Source organism: Acinetobacter seifertii, assembly GCF_016064815.1.
GTDB lineage: Bacteria > Pseudomonadota > Gammaproteobacteria > Pseudomonadales > Moraxellaceae > Acinetobacter > Acinetobacter seifertii.
In genome coordinates this window covers 646,279-670,027 of the sequence record NZ_CP065820.1, presented here as the reverse complement: position 1 = coordinate 670,027, position 23,749 = coordinate 646,279, and the positions used below count along the sequence as shown (strand labels likewise).

Below are 23,749 nucleotides of genomic sequence, written 5' to 3'. Positions count from 1 at the left end.
CGGAGATTACAACAATGACTGACATCGTAATTGTTAATGGTGCTCGTACTGCTATGGGTGGTTTTCAAGGATCACTATCTGGTCTAACTGCGCCCGAACTAGGTGCAGTAACAATTAAAGAAGCAATTGCACGAGCAGGTTTGCAGCCTACTGATGTTGAAGAAGTCATTATGGGATGTGTTCTTCCTGCTGGTTTAAAACAAGGCCCTGCTCGTCAAGCGATGCGTAAAGCTGGTTTACCAGACTCTACAGGTGCAGTGACGATTAATAAACTTTGTGGTTCAGGCATGAAAGCCGTGATGCAAGCAGCCGATATGATCAAAGCAGGCAGCGCTGAAATTGTGGTAGCAGGTGGTATGGAGTCAATGACAAATGCCCCGTATGTTTTACCAAAAGCACGAGCTGGCTACCGCATGGGTCATGGCGAAATTAAAGACCATATGTTCTTTGACGGTTTAGAAGATGCTGAAACAGGTCGTTTAATGGGTTCTTTTGCTCAAGATATGGCAAATACTCGTGGCTATACACGTGAGCAAATGGATGACTTTGCAATTCGCTCTTTAAAACGTGCTCAAACTGCAATTACCGAAGGCTATTTCAAAGATGAAATCGTTCCTGTTACCGTACCTAGCCGTAAAGGTGATGTCGTTGTTGATCAAGATGAACAACCTTTAAATGCAAAGATCGACAAAATTCCTTCGCTTAAACCAGCTTTTGCAAAAGACGGTACAATTACCGCAGCAAACGCAAGCTCTATTTCAGATGGTGCATCTGCATTAGTATTAACTTCAAGTGAGGTTGCTACTCAACGTGGTTTACAGCCACTGGCAAAAATTATTGCAACAGCTTCAAACTCTCAGCATCCTTCAGAATTTACAATTGCTCCTGTTGGCGCCATTGAAAAAGTTCTAAAAAAAGCAGGATGGAATGCTCAAGATGTTGATCTATGGGAAATTAACGAAGCTTTTGCCATGGTTACCATGTGTCCAGTTGATGATTTCAAACTTGACGCTGAAAAAGTGAATATCAATGGTGGGGCTTGTGCATTAGGTCATCCAGTAGGTTCTACAGGTTCTCGTATTATTCTTACGCTGATTCATGCGCTGAAACGTACTGGCGCTAAAAAAGGTATTGCAGCACTTTGTATTGGTGGTGGTGAAGCAACAGCCGTTGCGATTGAACTTATTTAATTAAAATTAACTATTTTTAAAATCCCACTTCGGTGGGATTTTTTTTATGAAAAAACTACAAAAAATGACCCACAAAATCACTTTTAAGTTTTAACTTATTCTTTTAAACGAAAACAACAATGGACAATAACAATGCAACTCAATCACTACCTCAACTTTCAAGGTCAGGCAGAGCAAGCCTTTAATTTTTATAAATCAGTTTTTGGCGGCGAGTTCGCCATGTTGAGTCGCTATGGTGATATGCCACCTACAGAAGGTGTGACATTATCTGAAGCGAACAAAAATCTGGTTCTTCACGTTTCTCTACCAATTAATGAATACACTGTACTTATGGCATCAGATACCAATGATCAGTTCTGTGCTCCTAACAGTGTTTTTACTCAAGGCACTAATCACTACATTGCAATAAACCTTGAAAAAGATGAGCAAGAGAAAGCAAAGCAGCTTTTTGATGCACTATCTGTAAATGGCCAAATTGAAATGCCTCTAGAAAAGACTTTCTGGGGCGCATTATATGGCGCTTTTACTGACCAGTTCGGCATAAAGTGGATGGTTAATTGCCAACTTGATACATAATTTTAAATATAAAAAATCCCGCAAATTGCGGGATTTTTTATGTCAGCATATCTTAAGCACCAGTTTGGTAGCTCGCTTTTGGCACAGCAGTTGAAGCTTGATACGGATTGGTAAAATCTTGCAAACCTGCCGCAGCTTCTTGTACGTCTTTGCCTTCTTTTACGACAAAGCTATCAAAACCAGAACGCTTTAAGTAGTTTAAAACATCCTTAAACACATCACCTGTTGCACGTAACTCACCTTTGAAACCTTGGCGGCGCAATAGTGCTGCAAATGAGTAACCTCGGCCATCGCCAAAACCTGCAAACTCAATGAAGATTGCATCAAGTTCATTTAATGGAAATGTATGATCTTCAGGTGAATCATTTACAGTCACATATAAAGCTTTTTTGCCTTGAACGTTAGCTAACTGGTCTAGTTGAGCTGTTGTTACAACTACATCACCTTGAGGAACGACACTATCTTCAGCAATGATTTGATAAGTATTGTCTGCAATCGTGCCATCTTTAGAAAGCACTGGTAGAGCTGTATTAAGCATATGCACGCTCCTTAAATGGTTGAATTCCTACACGGCGATATGTATCTACAAAACGCTCACCTTCTGTACGTAAATCAAGATATGTATTTAGTACTTCTTCAATTACGTCAGGCACAGCATCTGCTGCAAATGATGGCCCTAAGATGTCACCGATTGAGGCATCATGGTCTGAATTACCACCTAATGTAATTTGGTAGAACTCAGCGCCTTTTTTATCTACACCTAAAATACCGATGTTACCTACATGGTGGTGACCACAAGCATTCATACAACCAGAAATATTTAGATCTAAATGGCCAAGATCATAAACTTTGTCTAAGTCATCAAAACGACGTGTAATCGCTTCAGCAATAGGAATTGATTTCGCATTTGCAAGTGAACAGAAATCACCACCTGGGCAACTAATAATATCGGTAATAAAGCCAATATGTGCACGTGCCATATTTTGTTGTTCAAGCGCTTGCCATACATCGAACAAATCTTTTTGAGGTACATCTGCCAAAGCAATGTTTTGTTCGTGAGTGGTACGAAGTTCACCGAATGTATATTTATCTGCAAGATCTGCAATAAAGTTCATTTCTTCAGTGGTCATATCGCCCGGTGCGATACCTGCACGTTTTAGAGAAATCGTAACTATACGATAGCCCTTCACTTTATGTGCATGCGTGTTGATATTGAACCATTGCTTGAATTTTGGATGCTCAGCAAACAAAGCGGTAAAGTCTTCATCTGCTAAATCTTGATAATCAAACGGAGTGAACTCTTCATCCAGTTTTTTCAAGATTTCTGGCTGAATTTTTAATGCTTCACGTGTATGTTCAAATTCAGCTTCAACTTTCTGAGCAAATACTTCAGGTGTTAATGCTTTAACCAAGATTTTGATACGCGCTTTATATTTGTTATCACGACGGCCATGCAAGTTATAAACACGTAGAACTGCTTCTAAGTAAGCAATTAAATCTTCACGTGGTAAAAACTCGCGAATAACGCTACCAATAATTGGGGTACGGCCTAAACCACCACCAGCCATAATTTTATAGCCAATTTCACCCGCTTCATTACGCACGATGTAAACACCAATATCGTGGAATGCCGTTGCTGCACGATCTTTTTCTTCAAGTGCAGAAACAGCAATTTTGAACTTACGTGGCAAGAATGCAAATTCAGGGTGGAATGTACTCCACTGACGAATCAATTCACATGTTGGACGTGGGTCTGCGATTTCACCAGCAACCACACCAGCATATTGGTCAGTTGTTGTGTTACGAATACAGTTACCACTCGTTTGAATGGCATGCATTTGTACAGTTGCAAGTTCAGCCAAAATATCTGGCACATCTTCAAGTGCAGGCCAGTTTAACTGAATGTTTTGACGCGTAGATACATGCGCATAGCCACGGTCATAAGCAGTTGAAACTTCAGCAACTTTACGTAATTGTTTAGAATTCATTAAGCCATACGGCACAGCAATACGCAGCATAGGCGCATAACGTTGCACATATAAACCATTTTGCAAACGTAATGGACGATATTCATCTTCAGAAAGTTTGCCAGCTAAATAGCGTTCAGTCTGATCACGGAACTGAGCAACTCGTTCATTAACAAGCTGCTGGTCGAAATCGGTATATAAATACATGGCGTATGGCTAGTAGATTCATTATTAAGGCGGATAGCATAGCGAGCTTTTATTCATCAATAAAATGCTTTTTTTGCATATTTAATAACGGTTTTATTGATAAGCTTTAATATAAATCAATATAAAAAAAGCCCAGATCAATCTGGGCTTTTTTTATAGCAAAGGTTTATTTGTTATCTGGCAATGCATAAGCTACTAAATAGTCGCCCATTTTTGTACCAAATGAACCATGACCACCGGCCATGATCACAACATATTGCTTACCATTAATTTCGTAAGTCATTGGTGTTGCTTGTCCGCCTGCTGGTAAACGCGCTTCCCAAAGTTTCTTACCATTCGTAACGTTAAAGGCACGGATGTAGTTATCTTGAGTTGCACCAACAAACATGACATTACCTGCGGTAGAAATTGAACCACCTAAACCAGGAACACCAATTTTCACAGCTGGTAATTGGAACAGTTTTGGCAAGCTATCACGGATAGTACCAATACGTTTTTTCCATACAACCTGATGCGTTTTCAAATCTACGCCAGCAACATAACCCCAAGCTGGTTGTTTACAAGGTAAACCAAGTGGAGATAAGAATGCGCTGATTTCGACACCATAAGGTACGCCATACATTGGCTGAATACCCTGCTCAGTTCCTGCACCTTTTGCAGTTTGTGCACGGTTTGGATCTTCAGGAATTAAACGGCTTACGAATGGCAGACCAATCGGGTTCATTACAGCAACCTGACGATCAGGGTTAACTGACATACCACCCCATTCAAACACGCCTAGGTTACCAGGGAAAACTAAAGTACCGTTTTCTGATGGTGGTGTATAAATACCATCGTAATTTAGACGTTTGAAAGATACACGACACATAAGCTGATCAAGCATTGTGGCACCCCACATGTCTTTATCAGTCAATTTGTCTTGTGGCGCCAAGTTCAAGTCAGAGAATGGCTGAGTTTTTGAATAGTGCTCGCCTTTGGTTTGTGGACCGCGCTTAACTGTTTGTGGAACTGGTTTTTCAGTTACAGGAACAATCGGCTGTCCATTACGACGGTCAAGAACAAAAGCATTACCTGTTTTAGTCAATACATAGATTGCTGGAACAGTTTTACCTGCTTTGTCTTTAATATCTGCCAAAGATGGCTGAGATGGCACGTCCATATCCCACAAGTCATGATGAGTGGTCTGGAAGTTCCATATCAATTTACCAGTTGAAGCATTAATCGCTAACATTGAGTTAGCATAACGTTCTTTCAACTCAGTACGGTCACCACCCCAGATATCTGGAGTACCTACGCCTGTTGGAACATAAACGATATCAAGTTTGGCATCGTATGCTAAAGGTGCCCAAGCATTTGGAGAGTTATGAACAAATGTTGTACCTTGTCCAGGCATAGCATTTGGATCTGCTGCACCAGTGTCAAATACCCAAAGAAGCTTACCAGTATTTACGTCATAACCACGAATAACACCTGATGGCTCTTTATTTGAGTAGTTATCTGTTACAGAACCCGCAATTACGACAGTTGAACCTGTCACAACACCCGGAGATGTCGGGTTATAACCACCCGGATAAGCATATGGCATAAACTCTTGTAAGTTCACTTCACCATTTTGACCAAAGTCAGTACATGCTTTACCAGTATCAGCATTTACAGCAACTAAACGTCCATCATTGACTGGAACAAAGACTTTACGAGGACATTGAGTTGAAGTCGACTTCTTAGTTTGCAAGCTTGTCGCAAACTCAGTTGTGTTGTTTGCATCGTAGTACATTACACCACGGCAAGTTAAATGCTGGAATGATTTATCCGTTTTAAGCTTCGGATCAAAACGCCATTTTTCTTTACCAGTCGCCGGATCAATCGCAATTAACTGTTGGTGAGCTGTACAGATAAACATGTTATTGCCAATTTTAATTGGCGTAACCTGATTGGTTGTTTCACCCGAATCATTATCTGTCTTGAAATCGCCAGTACGTAGTGTCCAAGCCACTTTCAAATCTTTGACGTTTTGGTCATTAATCTGTTTAAGTGGAGAATAACGTTCACCCGCCTGAGTACGACCATAAGCTGGCCAGTCACTCTCTGCTACACCTGGAACGGCTTGAGCAGTTTCTGGTTGAGGTGTTTTGATCTCACCATTAATTTCTTGCGGATCGTTAAAGATAGAATAAACCATCAATACGATTGCAATCGCTAAAGTTGAAGATAAGGCAACTTTACTTGATCCAAGGTTGTTGATTCCACGAGTCACAGCCGGAACCAATAACCATAAACCAAGAATACCTAAAATATCTAAACGTGGTGCAAGTGCCCAAAAGTCTGTTCCAACTTCCCAGACACTCCAGATAATGGTACCTAGCATTAATGCGGCATAAACCCACAAAGCAGTTGAAGCGCGCTTGTAGAGTTGCCATGTAACAATGAGAAGCAAGACTCCAGCTACAATGTAGTAAATTGAACCGCCTAGTGTAGCGAGCCAAATACCTCCAATTAGCAGGAATAACGCCAATAACCCAATAATGATTACGGTAAAAGTCGTTAAACCTGATCTTGAAGAAGGTTGATTCATAAACCACCTCTTATTAATCATCATTTTTATCGGAAAGATGTGCCAAAAACCTTATAGAGAAATGGCATCACCAATACATCTAAAACAAAATTCAGGCATAAAGAAAAAAACGGAAGGTCTGGATACTTCAATTAATGATTTAGCCATCGACAATCCGTTTTTCGGAATAGTTACTTAGAATACGGTTGAGAATTTAATACCGCCTACCCAAGTGTTATCACCATTTTTTAATGCACCAACATGACGAACATATTGCACATTTGGACGAATAGTTAGCCAGTTAGTGGCATGAATACCGTAGTAAAGCTCGGTATTGTATTCAGTGTCATATTCTTTGGCTTGAATATCGCTCCAGTCATCATTGATATGAATACGAGCAACGCCAAGTGCCAACTCATCTTGAGGACGTTGATTGAGCAAACCTTTATAAACTAAGCCTACATTTTGCATGTTGTCGACTTTATTAGTATCTGAGTCATGGAAAGTCAGATTCACAAAACCTGTTAAACCACGATCAGTTTGGTCAGCTGGTTGGAATAGTTTTTGTTTTGCAGTTACCCAAACACCTTGTTTATGCGATGTTTTGGTTGGATTGGTAATTTCCTCTGCATCAGCAGTGCTGTAGTAATAACCTAAACGGTATTCACCAGGCATGCTTTGCACACCTAATTTAGGTGACCAAACGACCTCTGCTGGAATAATTGCACCATGAGAACCATCTGTGCTCAGGTTAAAGCCTTTGCCTCGTTCCAAGTTCTCTGGGTTATATTCATATACACCGACTTGCGTATATAGATCAGGTTGCACGTTATATTTAACACGCATTGCCCATTGGCTCACTGGCCAGTTATACCATTGGTCGCCAACCCAGTTACCCACTTGTGAACCACAAAGTGCCAAGTTCTGGAAGTCACAGTCAAAACTATTAAAGTCTTCACCTTCACCAAAACGACCAACTTTCACATCTAACTTTTGATCAAGGAATTTTTTCTTAATCCATAAATCAGTTAAACGCCAAGTTTGCTCACGACCCCACACTTCTTGTGCAGAACTAATGTGTCCAGCTAAAGCAGGAGAATGTTCAGAAAGTGATTGCCCATCACGATAAGTTAACGTGATTTGAGCTTCTGTATCTTGCCACCCTAAAATTTTACTCAGGTCCAAATGCGAACCTAAAGCGAGTTGCCCTGTATAAGCACTGCCATGCGAAGAAGTATTCTTTGAATCTAAAATACCGGCATATTCACCGGTATATCCAAAAGAAAAATCATAACCTTGTGCTTGTAACGCTGTGCGTTGCCCGTTCCAATCACCCAACATCCAAGAACCATTTGGGTCAAATGCAGCAGCAGCTTGTGCATGCTGAACAAAAAGAGTAATTGATAAAACGGATAAACAGGAAACCATCAAAGATTTATGCGTTTTCATGTTTACGTACCTTTTATGTCTTTGTTTATAAAGGTTACGCTAATTTTATGTAAAGAAATTATTCAAAATGTTAATCAATTGATTAATCAGATAATAATCTTAATACACACTGTATAAGAAATAACCCTAAGACATTACCACTGTCCCTCGCCAAGCTTTTGACCTACAAAGGAATATCGCATTTGTGAACGTGAAAACTTTATTGGGCATGCGATCTGTGGTTCTGTATCCGTTGTATTATTTTGCAAAGGAACATCCACAATCCATCCACGTTGTTGTGCTAATGGCGAGTTTAAAGCCTCACTCAAACTCAATACTGGCTCTACACAAACATCCAAATTTGCAAAAATTTCATGCCATTCTTTAAATGTTTTGGCTTTAATTTTTTCTTGAATAGCTTGCTTCACTTCTTGTCGATCTTCGGCATCTAATGACGCGCCTTTTTGTAACAGCACGGGTAAATCTAATGCAGCAGACAACCCTGTCATAAATTGTGGCTCAAGACTACCAATAGAAAGATAACGACCATCTTGAGTCATATAATAGTCATAAAAAATACCGCCATTGAGCATACCTTGCTCTGGCGCCTGCTCAACTTGACCTGCAAGTGCGGCTGATGCTGCCATGCTATTTAGACTCGCCACACAGTCGGTCATCGAAATATCAATGTATTGTCCCATACCACTACGACTGCGTTCGACAACCGCAGCCAAAATAGCAATAACTGCATGTAATGATCCGCCTGCAATATCGGCAACCTGAATGCCAAGCGGTGGCGGGCCGCTATCTTGTCGACCGCTATAACCTGCAATACCCGCTAAAGCTAAATAATTAATGTCGTGCCCAGCTCGATCTTTATAGTTTCCAGTTTGTCCATAACCTGTAATTGAGCAATAAATTAAACGGGGGTTAATTTCTGCAAGCGTTGCATAGTCTAGCCCTAAGCGACGCATAACATCTGGCCGAAACTGTTCTATGACAATATCAAACTCGGAAATCTTGGCTTTTATCAGATCTATACTTGCAGCATCTTTTAAATCGAGAACAATCGACTGTTTATTTCGATTTAAATAACTATGTGCAGTCGCTTGTCCATTGGCATAGGGCGGCATAATCCGAATGAGATCTGGACGTGATGGAGATTCGATATGGATAACTTCTGCGCCCATATCGGCTAAGTACATTGTGGCAAAAGGTCCAGGTAAGAGCGTCGAGAAATCGAGAACTTTAAGTCCGTTTAATGCTGTCGTCATCGTATTTTTAACCACTATTATTTGAATTTTCTTTTATCTTAGTTAAGCAAATATTCTAAAACAATGTCATGTTCAGCCATTTACCTTGATCATTTCGGCAATTTAACATGTAAAAAGTGCTTTTACACTGTTGTAAATCGCCAATTTATTTTTTTAGACGGTCATTTAGGTCAATTTAAAGTGAACATCAAAGAGACTGAAGGATTCAATATGAGTCGCGATACGATTAGCATCCACTTCGTGAATGCGGCTTTGACAGGCGTAAAACGCCTTGGCATGGATGTCGAGACGTTACTTTCACATGTGGGTATCGAAGCGGAACTATTACGTCAACCTAAAGCTCGAATCTCACCAGAACAATATACCCGTTTTATAAAAATGCTATGGATGGTCACCCAAGACGAACACGTCGGTTTTGATGTACAACCACGTCGTCTGGGCACTTTTGCCATTATGTGTCAGTTGATTATTCATGCAAAAACTTTGGGACAAGCTCTCGAACTTTCATCTCAATTTTACAAGTTATTTGGTGATGAATGGTCAGTAACCCTAGAGCGTGACAAACACGAAGCGCGTTTAGTACCTCTCATTCCAAAAACATTAGATCCAGATCATTTCATTACTGAAAGTATGCTCATGATTTGGCACGGTTTAGCGTCGTGGCTCATTGAACGTCGCTTACCTTTAGAGCGTGTTCATTTTAGCTATCCACGTCCTGCACATGCAGATGAATATGATGCGTTATTCTTTGCGCCAGTCATGCAGTTTGATGCACCTCGCACCGAAATAACTTTTGCAGCTGATTATCTTGACTTACCAATCCGCCAAGATGAAAAAACGCTAGAAGAGTTCCTAAAAGCAGCTCCTGCTCAGCTTTTAGTAAAATTCAAAAACACCAACTCGTTGACTTCTCGTATTCGTGACGTACTTAAGAGCCAAATTGGTGAAGAAATGCCAACGCTTAATGATGTTGCATCTATGCTGTATTTATCTCCACAAACCTTACGCCGCCGCTTGGCTGCTGAAGGTAAAAGCTACCAAGGCGTCAAAGACGCTTTACGTCGAGATGCTGCTATTCACTTGTTACTCAACCCTGAGTTAACACTTGAAGATGTTGCTCAACAGGTAGGCTTTAGTGAAACCAGTACATTCCACCGTGCATTTAAAAAGTGGACTGGTGTAACTCCTGGTTTATATCGTCAGCTACACGGTTATCACTAATTCTTAAATCTCTTCAGTTTCACATTAGCCCAAGTTCAACTTGGGCTTTTTTGTATTTCTATTGGCAAAAATCATCACCTGACTGGTGCGCTTATCGTCATTGCACTCGCTCTTAAAACCAGTACACTCAAAACACAAATAAATTTTAAGCAATAAAAAAGGAAATGTTATGAGCGAGGCTTATATTATTGATGCCATTCGCACACCACGCGGAAAAGGAAAAAAAGACGGCTCTCTTTACGAAGTAAAACCAATCACATTACTCACTACCCTATTAAATGAATTACAGCAACGCCATCAGCTTGATACATCTAAAGTGGACGACATTGTTCTAGGTTGCGTAACACCAATTGGCGATCAAGGTGGGGACATTGCCAAAACCGCAGCAATTGCAGCAGGTTGGAATGATGATGTTGCTGGTGTACAAATCAACCGTTTTTGTGCTTCAGGTTTAGAAGCAGTCAATATGGCAGCAATGAAAGTTCGTTCGGGTTGGGAAGATTTAGTGGTTGCTGGCGGTGTTGAATCAATGTCACGCATTCCAATGGGTTCTGATGGTGGGCCATGGGCTTTAGACCCAGAAACAAACCTTAAATCATCATTTGTTCCGCAAGGTATTGGGGCCGACCTCATTGCAACCTTAGATGGCTATAGCCGTGAAGATGTCGATAACTTTGCAGTGAAGTCACAACAAAAAGCAGCGGCAGCTCAAGCAAATGGTTATTTTGATCAATCAGTTGTGCCAGTCAAAGATCACGCAAGTGTTGTGATTTTAGAAAAAGATGAATTTATTAAAGGCAATACCACCCTTGAAGGGTTAGCAAAGCTCAACCCAAGTTTTGAAATGATGGGGCAAATGGGCTTTGATGCAGTTGCTTTACAAAAATATCCGGAAGCACAAAAAATCAATCATGTTCATCATGCTGGTAATTCATCAGGTATTGTCGATGGAGCAGCTGTAGTTTTATTGGCTTCTGAAAAAGCCGTGAAAGAACAAAACTTAAAACCACGCGCTAAAGTTTTAGCTACTGCACTCGTCGGTACTGACCCAACCATTATGCTGACTGGTCCTGCGCCTGCTGCACGCAAAGCCTTGGAAAAAGCAGGCCTTACGATTAATGATATTGACCTATTTGAAGTCAACGAAGCATTCGCAGCAGTTGTTATGCGTTTTATTAATGAGCTCAACGTCCCTGCTGAAAAAGTCAACGTAAATGGCGGTGCAATTGCTTTAGGACATCCTTTAGGCGCAACAGGTGCCATGATTTTAGGCACCCTACTTGATGAACTTGAACGACAAGATAAAAAGCGCGGTTTAGCAACGCTATGTGTCGGCGGTGGTATGGGTATTGCCACCATTATTGAACGTGTATAAAAATTTAGGGATATATAAAGATGAGTGCAATTCAATACGAAAAAAATGCCGACAATATTGTCATTTTAACGCTTGATTCAACTGGCCAATCTGCAAACACCATGAATGCTGAGTTTCGTGACTCGCTCGATGAGGTCACTCAGAAACTTAAAGCAGAAACAGAACTTTCAGGCGTTATTTTCCGCTCAGCTAAAAAAACGTTCTTTGCAGGTGGTGACCTAGATGAGCTAATTCAAGTTCAACCTGAGCACGCAACTGACTTTTTCAATATGGTTGAAAAGCTAAAAGGTCATTTACGTACAATAGAAACCTTAGGAATTCCAGTGGTTGCAGCATTAAATGGCACAGCACTGGGCGGTGGATGGGAAATTGCATTAAGTTGCCATCACCGTATTGCAATCAATGATCCGAAAAGCAAATTTGGCCTACCAGAAGTTACTTTAGGTTTATTACCGGGCGGCGGTGGAATTGTACGTATGGTACGTCTGCTTGGGCTTCAAAATGCATTTCCATTTTTAATGGAAGGCAAGCAGTTCGGTGTCGATAAAGCCAAATCTTTAGGCTTAATTCACGATACTGCTAAAAATGAACAAGAGCTTTTAGATAAAGCAATTGCTTGGATAAAGGCCAATCCAAAATCTCAGCAGCCTTTTGACGTGAAGGGTTATAAAATTCCGGGTGGTGATCCAAAAACTCCAGCAGTTGCACAAGTTCTTGCAATTGCACCAGCCATGTTAAAAGACAAAACTAAAGGCTGCTACCCTGCTCCTGAAGCGATTATGGCTGCCGCAGTTGAAGGTGCTCAAGTCGATGTTGATACTGCACTGCGTATTGAGTCTCGCTACTTTACTCAGCTTACAACAGGTCAAATTTCTAAAAATATGATCGGCACTTTCTGGCATGGTCTAAATGCAATTAAGTCTGGTGCGAGCCGCCCTGCCGATGTTGCAAAATGGCAAGCCACTAAAGTTGGTGTGTTGGGTGCGGGCATGATGGGTGCGGGCATTGCCTATTCAACAGCTATTAAAGGCATTCCTGTTATCCTTAAAGATGTATCTGTTGAAAATGCTGAAAAAGGCAAAGCATATTCTCAGAAATTGCTAGATAAACGTGTTTCACAAGGCCGCATGACAGTAGAGAAACGTGACCAGATTTTATCGCTCATTACAGCTTCAGCTTCAGCTCAAGACCTTCAAGACTGTGATTTAATTATTGAAGCGGTATTTGAAAATCAAGAACTCAAAGCGAAAGTCACTCAAGAAGCCGAACAATATTTAGCACCTAACGGCGTAATGGCGTCAAATACATCGACCCTGCCAATCACAGGTTTAGCTCACGCAAGTAAGGATGATAAAGCTTTTATCGGTCTGCATTTCTTTAGCCCTGTCGATAAAATGCAGTTGGTTGAAATTATCAAAGGTAAAAATACCTCAAGTGAAACTCTTGCTAAAGCCTACGACTTTGTACAACAAATTGGAAAAACACCGATTGTTGTCAATGATAGCCGTGGTTTCTTTACGAGTCGTGTATTTGGTACGTTCATTCAAGAAGGTATGCGTTTGCTTGCCGAAGGTGTCCACCCAGCACGTATTGAAATGGCAGCACTGAAAGCAGGCATGCCTGTGGGACCACTTGCGATTCAAGATGAAGTGTCTTTAACCTTAACCGAGCATGTTGCTAGCGAAGCACGTAAAGCTTTACAAGCCGAAGGCAAAGAACTACCGAAAACACCAGTAGATGAAGTGATTCATACCATGATTCATGAATTAAACCGTAAAGGTAAAACTGGTGGCGCAGGTTTCTATGACTATCCTGAAAATGGTAAAAAACACCTATGGGAAGGTTTAAACCGCTGGCAGAAAGATCACGATATTTCCGAGCAAGATATGATTGATCGTATTTTGTTTGTACAAGCCTTAGATACCTTACGTTGTTACGAAGAAGGTGTATTGGAATCGGTTATTGATGCCAATGTCGGTTCTATTTTTGGAATTGGTTATGCCCCTTGGACTGGTGGAGCGATTCAATTCCTCAATCAATATGGTATTGAGAAAGCAGAAAAACGCGCCGAAGAGTTAGCTACCAAATATGGTGAGAGATTCACACCACCAGCATTACTAAAAACCAAAGCTGAGCAGAAGCAAAATATTCAATAACTTAGACGTAATGAATATTTAAAAACTGCATAAACCTTACCCATATAAATATATTTTATTTATATGGGTTTTTCTTTATGTTCTTTATGCCCTTTAAGATTTCTGCCTACAGCCTAAATATGCTATAAATAGACTTCATTTTTGTGCTTCTACAGCACATTCGAGAAATCCTTATGTCCGATAAAAATTCTTCCGAATCAGCAGTTTTAGGCTGGAAATTTGTTCTGATCGTTGGTGTTTTAAGTGCGATTTTCCTTGGCTTTTTCTATTTAGCAATGAGTAATGAACCTGACTATATGCCAGGTGCTCAGCGCAAAGCTCAACAGCACGAAATGCAACAAAAAGCTGAAAAATCGACAGATCAACAAAGTCAGCATGACAACATGCCTGGAATGGACATGCAAGAACATCAGCATTCACATCAGTAATCAGATATTTTTCAAATGACAGATTTTTCCCGCAATGCACTAGTTGTAGAAGGTGGAGGCATGCGTGGTGCCTTTACCAGTGGTGTACTTGATGCTTTTCTACAACAACAGTTCAATCCTTTTGACTTATATGTTGGTGTATCTTCCGGTTCGACCAATGTGGCTAACTACTTAGCAGGTCAGCAAGGCCGAACTTTAACATTTTATGTTGACCATTCACTGCGTCCTGAATTTATCGATTATAAGCGCTTCTTTAAAGGTGGCGATTTACTTGATTTAAAATGGATGTGGGAAATTGGTGAAAAAGAACATCCTCTTGATCAACAGAGCCTTTTTGCCAAAAATCCAGATTTTTATATGGTGTTGACGCATGCTAAAACAGGTCATGCTGAGTATCTTCGTGCTGGTAAAGATAATCTGTTAAATGCACTGCGTGCTTCTAGCTCAATTCCGGTTTTAACGCGTCATCCCGTCGATATTATGGGTGAACCATACTTTGATGGCGGCGTTGCAGATGCCTTACCCGTTCGCTGGACAGCACAGCAAAGTGGCGTTAAAAAGCTGTTAGTTTTACGCACTCGCCCTAAAAATTACTTTAAGGGCAGTAGCCGAGGCGACCAATTCCTCGCAAAATATGCGTTTAAACATTACTATGGTTTTGCAAGCAGTTTACGGAACCGTTGTGCCCGTTATAACGCTTCGGTAGATTTTGTTCGTGGCAATAATCCAGACCAGCAAATTTTAGAAGTATGTCCACCGCCTCTTAAAAATATGGCTGGCCGCTTAACCACAAATCCGAAAAAGCTTCGTTATAGTTACGAAGTTGGTTTAGAGACTGGCTTACAAGCCATCGAAAACTGGAATGCGATGAAGTAATTCAAAGTTGAGATTTCTACAAAGGAATCTCAACTTAACGCTAAAATCATATCAATATGTGGAATACCACAATCTTGGTAAACTTCACCCTGCACGTTAAAACCTAGAGCTTCATAAAAAGCTGTCACATAAGTTTGCGCGGAAAGCTTTAAATAAGGCAGTTTCTGGTTACGCGCATAGTCAATAATATGCTGCATTAAAATTTTACCAATACCCTGCTTTCGATAAGGCATTAAAACGGCAACACGTCCTACACTATGCTGTGGCAACAAACGTGCTGTAGCGATAGGCTGCTCTTTGTCATACACCATAAAGTGCACAGCAGTGGCGTCAAAATCATCCCATTCATCTTCAGGCGCAATGCCTTGCTCTTGAATGAAGACTTGCTCACGGATGTATTTTGCATCTTTCTCAAGCTGCTCCCAATCATCCGCTATAACTTTATACATTCACTCATCTTCCTAGCATTTGCAGCCAATATTTTCGATCGGCAACTGATCTTGTAATAACAATTCCAAGGTCTGTTTTTTAATTCCGTACATTTCTTTCAATGCTTGAATTTGAGCCATAATCTTCGCATCAGGTTGTGAAACATTCTTGCGTTTTGTTGCCAAAATCATTTTGTTTTTGCTGGTATGCTCAAGTGATACAAACTCAAAAACTTTGGTTTCATAGCCATATGCTTTCAAAAGTAACGCACGTAATGTATCAGTTAACATCTCAGCTTGCTGTCCTGCATGAATACCAAACTGTAGCATCGGTTGTAGAACTTCAGGACTATGTAGTTGTGGACGCAACTCTTTGTGACAGCACGGTGCGCACATAATCATTGAAGCGTTCAAACGAATTCCGGTATGAATGGCAAAATCAGTCGCAATATCACACGCATGCAAAGCAATCATAACGTCTAGCTTTTCTGGCTGATAACTACGTACATCACCTTCAAAAAAGTCCAAATGATTAAAATGCACTTTGTCTGCCACATTCTGGCAGAACTCCACCAAGTTACGACGCAGCTCTACACCAGTAATCAGTGGAATCTTTTGTTGTTCCTGTAAATAATCATACAAAGCAAAAGTTAAATAACCTTTCCCTGAACCAAAATCGACGATGCGTAATTCTTTTTGCTCTGCATCAATTTGTTCATACGCGCTCGCAAAAATTTCGATAAATTTATTAATCTGCTTCCATTTACGAGCCATACTTGGAATGATTTGAGCTTTCTCATCAGTAATACCAAGCTCTTTTAAAAATGCACTACTCTGCTGTACATAACGCTGTTTCTCACGATCATGCGCTTGTACCGTTGGAGCCGTATTCGTACTTTGCTTTTTACCCATATTAAGCATGGCTTTTTTCTTATTTTTTTTAAGCTGAATTTCTTGCAGAGTTGAAAATAAATTTGCTTGTTTGCATTGAACAATCAGTGTTGTGATCTGTTCTAAACCCTCTTCAAAGGTATAGTTTTTGGTCACATCTTGAGTAGTATAATGATATAAAGCTGAAAGCTGCTTTTTCCCATTTAACTCTACAATACGAAAAGTGATTTTTTCTAGTTGTGCCAACTCTCCTTTATATTGGCTCAAAATCAAACGCTCAAAACTCTGCTCATCAAGCATTTGTTTGATTTCATGAAAGAATTGCTGTTCTTGCTCAAAGGAGAAAACCGACACAGATATACCTAAAGAATGGTGACTCATATAAACTGAAAGTTTAAAGGGTATAGGATTAAAAATAAAATAACTTTACGACTGTTTTGTATTTCTATACATTTGTATTTTTAATCAAAAAAATAAACTTATGAGTAAATCGGTGTTAGAAACTTACGACCCCAAAGAAGAACTTTTTAATGCCTATAGCCATGGTGCTGGCGTTATTATGGCCGTGGTTGCCGCTATCCTTTTAATTTTAAAAGGATCTTATCTTCCAACTGCTCAGTGGGTAGGTTTGTGGGTATACGCTTTTAGCCTAATTCTCGTTTTTACCAGTTCGACTCTTTATCACTTTGCGCAGACCCAAAACTTACGTTACTGGTATAAAAAACTCGATCACACAGCTATTTATTACTTAATTGCAGGAACATATACCCCGTTTTTAAGTATTGCGATACCTACACCCAAAGCCCATATATTACTTATTGCACTTTGGGCCATTGCTGCAATTGGTACACTTTTCAAGTTAGTTTTCATTCACCGCTTTCAGAAAATCTCATTACTTGCTTATGTTCTAATGGGATGGCTTGCAGTTTTTGTAATGGATGATATGCGTACTTATTTAAGTAAAGATGCTTTGATGTTCTTAATTACTGGGGGCTTAGCTTACACTGTTGGAGCATTGTTTTACGCATTAAAAAAGGTAAGATATACCCATGCAATCTGGCATATTTTTGTGCTTTTAGGTGCAGGAGCACACTTTCTTGCAATCTATTGGTACGTTATTTAGTCCATTTTTCACTCATATTCAGTGATCCTGAAAGAGTCATGGATGATGTTCTTTCACGCTATTCTTTAAGAAAATTATCTTTTAAAAAAGGATAGCAAACTAAAAATAAATTTTAATTGATATAAGGACTTATATGGAGTCAACCTCTGCGACAGCTGCTCCTGTAGTAGCCACTAATTCAAAAGCACGGGTTTTATTTGCAAGCTTAGTCGGTACAACCATTGAGTTCTTCGACTTTTATATCTATGCAACTGCTGCCGTGATTATCTTTCCACATCTGTTTTTCCCTGCCAGCAGTGGCAGCGCTGCCGTTTTACAATCACTCGCAACATTCGCAATTGCCTTTATTGCTCGTCCTATCGGTGCAGCTTTATTTGGCCACTTAGGGGATCGTATTGGCCGTAAAGCAACACTAGTGGCAGCTTTGCTGACCATGGGTATATCAACGGTCTGTATTGGCCTACTTCCAACTTATGCACAAATCGGGATTGTGGCTCCCTTACTACTAGCGGCTTGCCGTCTAGGACAAGGTTTAGGTCTAGGAGGTGAATGGAGTGGTGCTGTACTACTTGCAACTGAAAATGCACCAGAAGGTAAGCGTGCATGGTATGGCATGTTCCCACAGCTTGGCGCCCCTATTGGTTTTATTTTAGCAACGGGATCATTCTTACTTTTAAGTGCGGCTATTCCTGAACAGGCATTCATGCAATGGGGCTGGCGTATTCCATTTATTGCGAGTGCAATTTTGGTCATTGTTGGTTTATATATCCGTTTAAAACTCCATGAAACTCCAGCTTTCCAGAAAGTTTTAGATAAACAAAAAGAAGTTAATATTCCATTTAAAGAAGTTGTCACGAAACATACGGGTAAGCTTATTCTCGGCACGATTGCAGCGATCTGTACTTTCGTTGTGTTTTATCTCACTACAGTGTTTGCACTTAACTGGGGAACGACGAAACTGGGTTATGCACGTGGTGAGTTTTTAGAACTTCAACTTTTTGCGACACTTTGTTTTGCAGCATTCATTCCTTTATCTGCTATTTTTGCAGAAAAATTTGGACGTAAAGCCACTTCAGTTGGCGTATGTATTGCTGCTGCGATCTTCGGATTATTCTTCTCTAGCATGTTAGAGTCTGGAAATACTCTTATCGTTTTTCTTTTCTTATGTACTGGCCTATCAATTATGGGTTTAACCTATGGCCCAATTGGTACAGTTCTTTCTGAGATTTTCCCAATTTCAGTTCGTTATACAGGCTCAGCATTAACCTTTAACTTAGCTGGTATTTTTGGCGCATCGTTTGCTCCACTGATTGCCACAAAACTTGCTGAAACTTACGGTTTATATGCTGTAGGTTATTATCTGACAGCAGCATCACTTTTATCATTGGTCGCGTTCTTATTAATACGTGAAACAAAAAATGACGATGTAAATAATCAGATTTAAATATTTTCAAACACCCTAATATAAAAAAGCCGGTTCAAAATTGACCGGCTTTTTTTTATATATGAAAATTAATTCATTGATGCAGGGTTTGCTGGCGCAACACCATTTGTCGCCGCTGGAGCAGTTACATTATTTGCTGCTACAGCTGCTGCACCCGCAACTGCGGCTTCACCAATTAAAGCAATTTTTGCTTTTTCTTGGCTTTTCGCAGACAACGCTGGGTTAGTTGCAACAATACGATTAATGTTTGCAGAGTTTGCTGGAGCAATCGCAGCAGTTTGTAAAATGATTGGGCGATTACCTGTATTACCCAATGTATAACGAATACCTGTACGAGGGCTAATTACCGTCGTATTTTCTTGCTTCACTACAGCCTGAGCCGAAGTTGGACCAGTTGCTGCACGAACTTTAGCAACCGTTGTTGTTTGAGGGGCTGAAGTTGTTTCTGCTGCGAAAACAAAACTTGGCACAGCAAGAACAGCTAAAAATAAGGGTTGTAATACTTTTTTCATTGTCTTTCCAACATACACTCTGGATGAGAAGTAAATAGCATTTAATGCTTAAAACTGCAAACATTATTCACAGGCTTACTACAAACCAAAAAAAGCAGAACAATTGTTCTGCTTTTTTTATCAAGCAAATTAAATTTTGCCGTGACACTGCTTATATTTTAAACCAGAACCACATGGACATGGTGCATTGCGACTTTCAGGAACAGGGAACATTTGTTGGTTATCAACCGACTCATTGAGTGTTTCCTGAGAAGCAGTCACTTCACCAGTTAAGCCATCAACATCATCATGCTCAAAAGAAAGCTTCATTGCTTCTGCTTGCTGTTGTTGTTGAGCTTCCATTTCTGCAAGTTCTTCTGGTGTTGGGATATGTACACGGGACAAATCAGTCACAACATCAGTTTTAATGACACCCAACATGTTTACAAACAAGTTAAATGCTTCTTTTTTGTATTCCTGCTCAGGGTTCTTTTGCGCGTAGCCACGTAAGTGGATACCTTGGCGCAAATAATCCATTGCAGCCAAATGGTCTTTCCAATGACGGTCAAGAGAATTTAAAACGAAATGACGTTCAAGCATTGCTGCCGACTCATCACCCATCTGTGCACGACGCTGACGATAACGAGTAAGCACTTCATCGCTAATACGTTCAACTAGACCTTCTTCATCAAGACGACGATCTTGCTCTAACCACTCCTGAACTGGTAACTCAATACCTAAATCGATACGTAAAGCATTTTCCAAGCCTTCCACATCCCATTGGTCGTGAATTGACTCTGGTGGAATAAAGTTAGCAATCATGGCTTGCATGACTTCATGATGCATTTCTTCAACGTATTCTTGTAAAGTGTTTTCCGCTAAAACTTCATCACGTTGTGAATAAATGATCTTACGTTGTTCATTATTCACGTCATCGTATTTCAATAGGTTCTTACGAATATCGAAGTTACGTGCTTCAACTTTACGTTGTGCATTTTCGATAGAACGGCTTACCATTTTGTGTTCAATCGCTTCATTTTCCTGTAAGCCCATTGCACGCATCATGGCAACAACACGGTCACCTGCAAAAATACGCATGAGGTCATCTTCAAGAGATAAATAGAAACGAGAAACACCAGGGTCACCTTGACGACCCGCACGACCACGTAACTGGTTGTCAATACGGCGTGATTCATGGCGCTCAGAACCAATAATATGCAAACCACCTGCTTGCAATACATCTTCGTGGTCTTGTTCCCATTGTGCTTTCAGATGAGCTTCATCTTCTGCTGTCGGGTTTTCAAGCTTGGCAAGTTTCGCCTTCCAGTTACCACCTAAGATAATATCTGTACCACGACCAGCCATGTTGGTTGCAATTGTTACTGCATTCGGGCTACCCGCCTGAGCAATAATGTCTGCTTCACGTTCATGTTGTTTAGCGTTCAACACTTCGTGGTGAATACCAGCTTGCATCAACTTAGAAGATAGAATTTCACTAGCTTCAATGGTTGCTGTACCAATTAGAATCGGTGCAACACCTTGTTCGCGAATATTCATAATTTCTTGAATAATCGCATTATATTTACCATTACGGTTTAAGTAGATTAAATCGTTTTGGTCGTTACGAATCATTGGTCGGTGAGTCGGAATAATGACAACATCAAGACCGTAAATCTCTTTCATTTCCGCAGCTTCAGTATCAGCAGTACCTGTCATACCTGAAAGCTTTTTATAAAGACGGAAATAGTTTTGGAATGTAGTTGTTGCTAAAGTTTGGTTTTCAGGCTGAATTTCCAAGCCTTCTTTTGCTTCAACTGCTTGGTGCAAACCTTCTGACCAACGACGACCTGGCATTGTACGACCAGTGTGCTCATCAACAATAATCACTTCACCATCATGAATAATATAGTGAACATCACGTTGGAATAAGAAGTGCGCACGAATAGCAGCAGACACATGGTGAACAAGGTTTAAGTTTGTTGCTGAATATAAGCTTTCGCCTTCAGCCAACAAGCCCATTTGAATGAGTTCTTGTTCTACAGTTTCATAACCAATTTCGGTCATTTCAACTGAACGCTGCTTTTCATCAATCCAAAAATGTCCACCATCGGCAACTTTTTCTTCTTTTTGCGGACGTAATTTTGGTGGAATCGTATTGATTGCAGTATAGAGGTGTGAAGAGTCTTCACTTTGACCAGAAATAATTAATGGAGTACGCGCCTCATCAATCAAGATTGAGTCAACTTCGTCGATAATGGCATAGTGCAAACCACGTTGTTTCTTTTCTGCTAAAGAAAACACCATGTTGTCACGTAAGTAGTCAAAACCAAATTCGTTGTTGGTACCATAGGTAATGTCAGCAAGGTAAGCCGCTGCTTTTTCTGACGGTTCTTGCATTGAATAAATTGTACCAATGCTTAAACCTAAGAACTCAAATAATGGACGGTTTAACTCAGCATCACGCTGTGCCAAGTAATCGTTCACAGTAATCACATGAACGCCTTCGCCACTTAATGCGTTTAAATAACACGCCAAAGTACCCATAAGGGTTTTACCTTCACCGGTACGCATTTCGGCAATTTTGCCTTCGTGTAGAGTAATACCACCAATCAATTGCACATCATAGTGACGCATGCCCATTACACGTTTTGCTGCCTCACGACAAACTGCAAACGCTTCAGGGAGTAACTTATCTAAACTTTCGCCATTGTTATAACGTTGTTTGAATTCTGGAGTTTTTGCAGATAAGTCTGCATCGCTTAAAGCTGATATCGTCGGCTCGAGCGCATTGATTTGCTCAACAATTTTGCGCATGCGTTTGAGTTCACGCTCATTTTTTGTACCGAAGATACCTCCGATCAGACTTGCCAACATGGATAAACTCTCTAAATCTTGCTTGGTCAAATGAATAAATTTTTTCTCAGTCGTTTATTATGGTGCCAGAAATTTGAAGTACAAGGGTTTTGCACAAAACCCATAAAAAAAATCTGATAGTTAGACAAACGGTTTCAACCTTTTTCTAAGGCCGCTGAATATGTCCGGCACCTAAAAACTCAATATTAACGCTCATCTATTGAACACAACTTCCGAGAAATCTAATTTAGCAAATTTATCTTAAAGTTACATTGATTCAGTTCTTAAATTAGTGAGTTTTAGTCATATATATTTACACTTATATAAAAAATTCATAATAAAATAAAAAAACAATAATTTTAATAATAAATAAATTGCGTCATATTCATTTCAGCACATAACAAATTTTAAGCAACTGAGGAAAGATCATGACATTACGATTAGGAGACACTGCCCCTGATTTTCAACAAGAATCAAGCGAAGGCACAATTCATTTTTATGATTTTTTAGGCGATAGTTGGGGCATTTTATTTTCACATCCCGCTGACTATACACCTGTATGTACAACAGAGTTAGGTTATACAGCAAAATTAAAAGACGAATTTGAAAAACGTAATGTTAAAGCGATTGCCCTATCTGTAGATGATGTTGAATCGCATAAAGGCTGGATTAACGACATTAACGAAACTCAAAATACTACGGTTAATTTTCCAATTATTGCTGACAAAGACCGTAAAGTGTCTGAACTTTACGATTTCATTCATCCAAATGCGAGTGAAACACTTACAGTTCGTTCTTTAGTCATTATTGATCCAAACAAGAAAGTTCGTTTAATTATTACCTATCCTGCTTCAACTGGTCGTAACTTCAACGAAGTCTTACGTGTCGTGGATTCATTACAATTAACAGATAAGCATAAAGTGGCTACGCCTGCGAACTGGAAACAAGGTGAAGATGTTGTAATTGTTCCTTCTTTAAAAGATGAAGAAGAAATTAAACAGCGCTTCCCTAAAGGCTATACCGCAGTAAAACCTTATTTGCGCCTCACACCACAGCCTGAAAGCAATAAAACCGACTAAAGGTTTTATTGCTTGCAAGACAAGCGAAGCGCGTAGACAGTCTTCTGAAGAGTTCTCTGAAACATAAACGTAGTGCGTAGGCAAGCATCTGAAATGCTTATTTTCAAGACAAGCAAACTGCGTAACCAATAATAAAAAAAGCATAAAGAAAACTAGCCCAAACATAGAACCAAATGTTTCCATCTCCAAGC

Annotated in this window: 19 protein-coding genes; 10 read left to right on the top strand and 9 right to left on the bottom strand. The window is 40.1% G+C overall.

Annotated elements, in window-relative coordinates:
• Positions 1 to 14: 14 nt before the first annotated feature.
• Both I8T81_RS03280 and I8T81_RS03275 read left to right on the top strand, forming a co-directional pair.
• Positions 15 to 1,190, top strand: a complete 1,176-nt coding sequence (locus tag I8T81_RS03280; RefSeq protein WP_198072108.1) for a thiolase family protein — start codon at positions 15 to 17, stop codon at positions 1,188 to 1,190.
• A 132-nt stretch (positions 1,191 to 1,322) separates the two neighbouring features.
• The gene (locus I8T81_RS03275) at positions 1,323 to 1,766 is read left to right on the top strand and encodes a VOC family protein (RefSeq protein WP_198072107.1); all 444 of its coding nucleotides are present in this window, start codon (positions 1,323 to 1,325) and stop codon (positions 1,764 to 1,766) included.
• Between the two features lie 52 nt (positions 1,767 to 1,818).
• On the opposite strand, the gene I8T81_RS03270 is transcribed toward I8T81_RS03275, so the two are convergent.
• The 5 genes from I8T81_RS03270 to I8T81_RS03250 form a co-directional block, all read right to left on the bottom strand.
• Complete coding sequence (locus tag I8T81_RS03270; RefSeq protein ID WP_198072106.1) at positions 1,819 to 2,304, bottom strand: DUF934 domain-containing protein; 486 nt, start codon at positions 2,302 to 2,304, stop codon at positions 1,819 to 1,821.
• The gene (locus tag I8T81_RS03265) at positions 2,297 to 3,940 is read right to left on the bottom strand and encodes a nitrite/sulfite reductase (RefSeq protein WP_004789205.1); all 1,644 of its coding nucleotides are present in this window, start codon (positions 3,938 to 3,940) and stop codon (positions 2,297 to 2,299) included. Before I8T81_RS03265 ends, I8T81_RS03270 begins: the two co-directional genes overlap by 8 nt.
• A 166-nt stretch (positions 3,941 to 4,106) precedes the next feature.
• Complete coding sequence (locus tag I8T81_RS03260) at positions 4,107 to 6,512, bottom strand: glucose/quinate/shikimate family membrane-bound PQQ-dependent dehydrogenase (RefSeq protein WP_019457525.1); 2,406 nt, start codon at positions 6,510 to 6,512, stop codon at positions 4,107 to 4,109.
• Positions 6,513 to 6,686: 174 nt separating this feature from the next.
• Positions 6,687 to 7,919, bottom strand: a complete 1,233-nt coding sequence (locus tag I8T81_RS03255) for a carbohydrate porin (protein ID WP_151749665.1) — start codon at positions 7,917 to 7,919, stop codon at positions 6,687 to 6,689.
• Between the two features lie 155 nt (positions 7,920 to 8,074).
• Positions 8,075 to 9,193: a CaiB/BaiF CoA transferase family protein gene (locus I8T81_RS03250; protein WP_198072105.1), complete on the bottom strand. Its 1,119-nt coding sequence runs from the start codon at positions 9,191 to 9,193 to the stop codon at positions 8,075 to 8,077.
• Positions 9,194 to 9,403: 210 nt separating this feature from the next.
• Between I8T81_RS03250 and I8T81_RS03245 the strand changes: the two genes are divergently transcribed.
• The 5 genes from I8T81_RS03245 to I8T81_RS03225 all read left to right on the top strand — a co-directional run bounded on the left by I8T81_RS03245 (position 9,404) and on the right by I8T81_RS03225 (position 15,249).
• Entirely contained in the window at positions 9,404 to 10,414 is a 1,011-nt protein-coding gene (locus tag I8T81_RS03245; RefSeq protein ID WP_002051267.1) for an AraC family transcriptional regulator, read from the top strand.
• Positions 10,415 to 10,583: 169 nt separating this feature from the next.
• The gene (locus tag I8T81_RS03240) at positions 10,584 to 11,789 is read left to right on the top strand and encodes an acetyl-CoA C-acetyltransferase (protein ID WP_198072104.1); all 1,206 of its coding nucleotides are present in this window, start codon (positions 10,584 to 10,586) and stop codon (positions 11,787 to 11,789) included.
• A gap of 20 nt (positions 11,790 to 11,809) precedes the next feature.
• Positions 11,810 to 13,945, top strand: coding sequence for a 3-hydroxyacyl-CoA dehydrogenase NAD-binding domain-containing protein (locus I8T81_RS03235; RefSeq protein WP_198072103.1), 2,136 nt, complete (start codon positions 11,810 to 11,812; stop codon positions 13,943 to 13,945).
• Between the two features lie 173 nt (positions 13,946 to 14,118).
• The gene (locus tag I8T81_RS03230; protein WP_019457519.1) at positions 14,119 to 14,373 is read left to right on the top strand and encodes a hypothetical protein; all 255 of its coding nucleotides are present in this window, start codon (positions 14,119 to 14,121) and stop codon (positions 14,371 to 14,373) included.
• A 15-nt stretch (positions 14,374 to 14,388) separates the two neighbouring features.
• Entirely contained in the window at positions 14,389 to 15,249 is an 861-nt protein-coding gene (locus I8T81_RS03225) for a patatin-like phospholipase family protein (protein ID WP_134263189.1), read from the top strand.
• Positions 15,250 to 15,278: 29 nt separating this feature from the next.
• Here I8T81_RS03225 and I8T81_RS03220 read toward each other — a convergent pair whose 3' ends face one another.
• Together I8T81_RS03220 and I8T81_RS03215 are read right to left on the bottom strand one after the other, a co-directional pair.
• Positions 15,279 to 15,698, bottom strand: a complete 420-nt coding sequence (locus tag I8T81_RS03220) for a GNAT family N-acetyltransferase (RefSeq protein ID WP_151761562.1) — start codon at positions 15,696 to 15,698, stop codon at positions 15,279 to 15,281.
• Between the two features lie 12 nt (positions 15,699 to 15,710).
• Positions 15,711 to 16,922 carry a class I SAM-dependent methyltransferase gene (locus I8T81_RS03215; protein ID WP_198072102.1) on the bottom strand — a complete coding sequence of 404 codons (1,212 nt, stop codon included), beginning with the start codon at positions 16,920 to 16,922 and terminating at the stop codon, positions 15,711 to 15,713.
• Between the two features lie 127 nt (positions 16,923 to 17,049).
• Between I8T81_RS03215 and trhA the strand changes: the two genes are divergently transcribed.
• Positions 17,050 to 17,691: a PAQR family membrane homeostasis protein TrhA gene (gene trhA / locus I8T81_RS03210; RefSeq protein ID WP_086496522.1), complete on the top strand. Its 642-nt coding sequence runs from the start codon at positions 17,050 to 17,052 to the stop codon at positions 17,689 to 17,691.
• Positions 17,692 to 17,824: 133 nt separating this feature from the next.
• Positions 17,825 to 19,135: an MFS transporter gene (locus I8T81_RS03205; RefSeq protein ID WP_019457515.1), complete on the top strand. Its 1,311-nt coding sequence runs from the start codon at positions 17,825 to 17,827 to the stop codon at positions 19,133 to 19,135.
• Positions 19,136 to 19,203: 68 nt separating this feature from the next.
• Here the strand turns inward: I8T81_RS03205 and I8T81_RS03200 are convergent, their stop codons facing one another.
• Positions 19,204 to 19,647, bottom strand: coding sequence for a hypothetical protein (locus I8T81_RS03200; protein ID WP_019457514.1), 444 nt, complete (start codon positions 19,645 to 19,647; stop codon positions 19,204 to 19,206).
• Positions 19,648 to 19,776: 129 nt separating this feature from the next.
• Positions 19,777 to 22,500 carry a preprotein translocase subunit SecA gene (secA, locus tag I8T81_RS03195; protein WP_198072101.1) on the bottom strand — a complete coding sequence of 908 codons (2,724 nt, stop codon included), beginning with the start codon at positions 22,498 to 22,500 and terminating at the stop codon, positions 19,777 to 19,779.
• Positions 22,501 to 22,907: 407 nt separating this feature from the next.
• On the opposite strand from secA, the gene I8T81_RS03190 reads away from it, so the two are divergent.
• Complete coding sequence (locus I8T81_RS03190; protein ID WP_039253140.1) at positions 22,908 to 23,558, top strand: peroxiredoxin; 651 nt, start codon at positions 22,908 to 22,910, stop codon at positions 23,556 to 23,558.
• Positions 23,559 to 23,749 lie beyond the last annotated feature (191 nt).

What these genes read in the sequence shown, in the direction of transcription:
- I8T81_RS03280 (WP_198072108.1), top strand. Translation starts at nt 15, where the DNA reads ATGACTGACATCGTAATTGTTAATGGTGCTCGTACTGCTATGGGTGGT.
- I8T81_RS03275 (WP_198072107.1), top strand. Translation starts at nt 1,323, where the DNA reads ATGCAACTCAATCACTACCTCAACTTTCAAGGTCAGGCAGAGCAAGCC.
- I8T81_RS03270 (WP_198072106.1), bottom strand. Translation starts at nt 2,304, where the DNA reads ATGCTTAATACAGCTCTACCAGTGCTTTCTAAAGATGGCACGATTGCA.
- I8T81_RS03265 (WP_004789205.1), bottom strand. Translation starts at nt 3,940, where the DNA reads ATGTATTTATATACCGATTTCGACCAGCAGCTTGTTAATGAACGAGTT.
- I8T81_RS03260 (WP_019457525.1), bottom strand. Translation starts at nt 6,512, where the DNA reads ATGAATCAACCTTCTTCAAGATCAGGTTTAACGACTTTTACCGTAATC.
- I8T81_RS03255 (WP_151749665.1), bottom strand. Translation starts at nt 7,919, where the DNA reads ATGGTTTCCTGTTTATCCGTTTTATCAATTACTCTTTTTGTTCAGCAT.
- I8T81_RS03250 (WP_198072105.1), bottom strand. Translation starts at nt 9,193, where the DNA reads ATGACGACAGCATTAAACGGACTTAAAGTTCTCGATTTCTCGACGCTC.
- I8T81_RS03245 (WP_002051267.1), top strand. Translation starts at nt 9,404, where the DNA reads ATGAGTCGCGATACGATTAGCATCCACTTCGTGAATGCGGCTTTGACA.
- I8T81_RS03240 (WP_198072104.1), top strand. Translation starts at nt 10,584, where the DNA reads ATGAGCGAGGCTTATATTATTGATGCCATTCGCACACCACGCGGAAAA.
- I8T81_RS03235 (WP_198072103.1), top strand. Translation starts at nt 11,810, where the DNA reads ATGAGTGCAATTCAATACGAAAAAAATGCCGACAATATTGTCATTTTA.
- I8T81_RS03230 (WP_019457519.1), top strand. Translation starts at nt 14,119, where the DNA reads ATGTCCGATAAAAATTCTTCCGAATCAGCAGTTTTAGGCTGGAAATTT.
- I8T81_RS03225 (WP_134263189.1), top strand. Translation starts at nt 14,389, where the DNA reads ATGACAGATTTTTCCCGCAATGCACTAGTTGTAGAAGGTGGAGGCATG.
- I8T81_RS03220 (WP_151761562.1), bottom strand. Translation starts at nt 15,698, where the DNA reads ATGTATAAAGTTATAGCGGATGATTGGGAGCAGCTTGAGAAAGATGCA.
- trhA (WP_086496522.1), top strand. Translation starts at nt 17,050, where the DNA reads ATGAGTAAATCGGTGTTAGAAACTTACGACCCCAAAGAAGAACTTTTT.
- I8T81_RS03205 (WP_019457515.1), top strand. Translation starts at nt 17,825, where the DNA reads ATGGAGTCAACCTCTGCGACAGCTGCTCCTGTAGTAGCCACTAATTCA.
- I8T81_RS03200 (WP_019457514.1), bottom strand. Translation starts at nt 19,647, where the DNA reads ATGAAAAAAGTATTACAACCCTTATTTTTAGCTGTTCTTGCTGTGCCA.
- secA (WP_198072101.1), bottom strand. Translation starts at nt 22,500, where the DNA reads ATGTTGGCAAGTCTGATCGGAGGTATCTTCGGTACAAAAAATGAGCGT.
- I8T81_RS03190 (WP_039253140.1), top strand. Translation starts at nt 22,908, where the DNA reads ATGACATTACGATTAGGAGACACTGCCCCTGATTTTCAACAAGAATCA.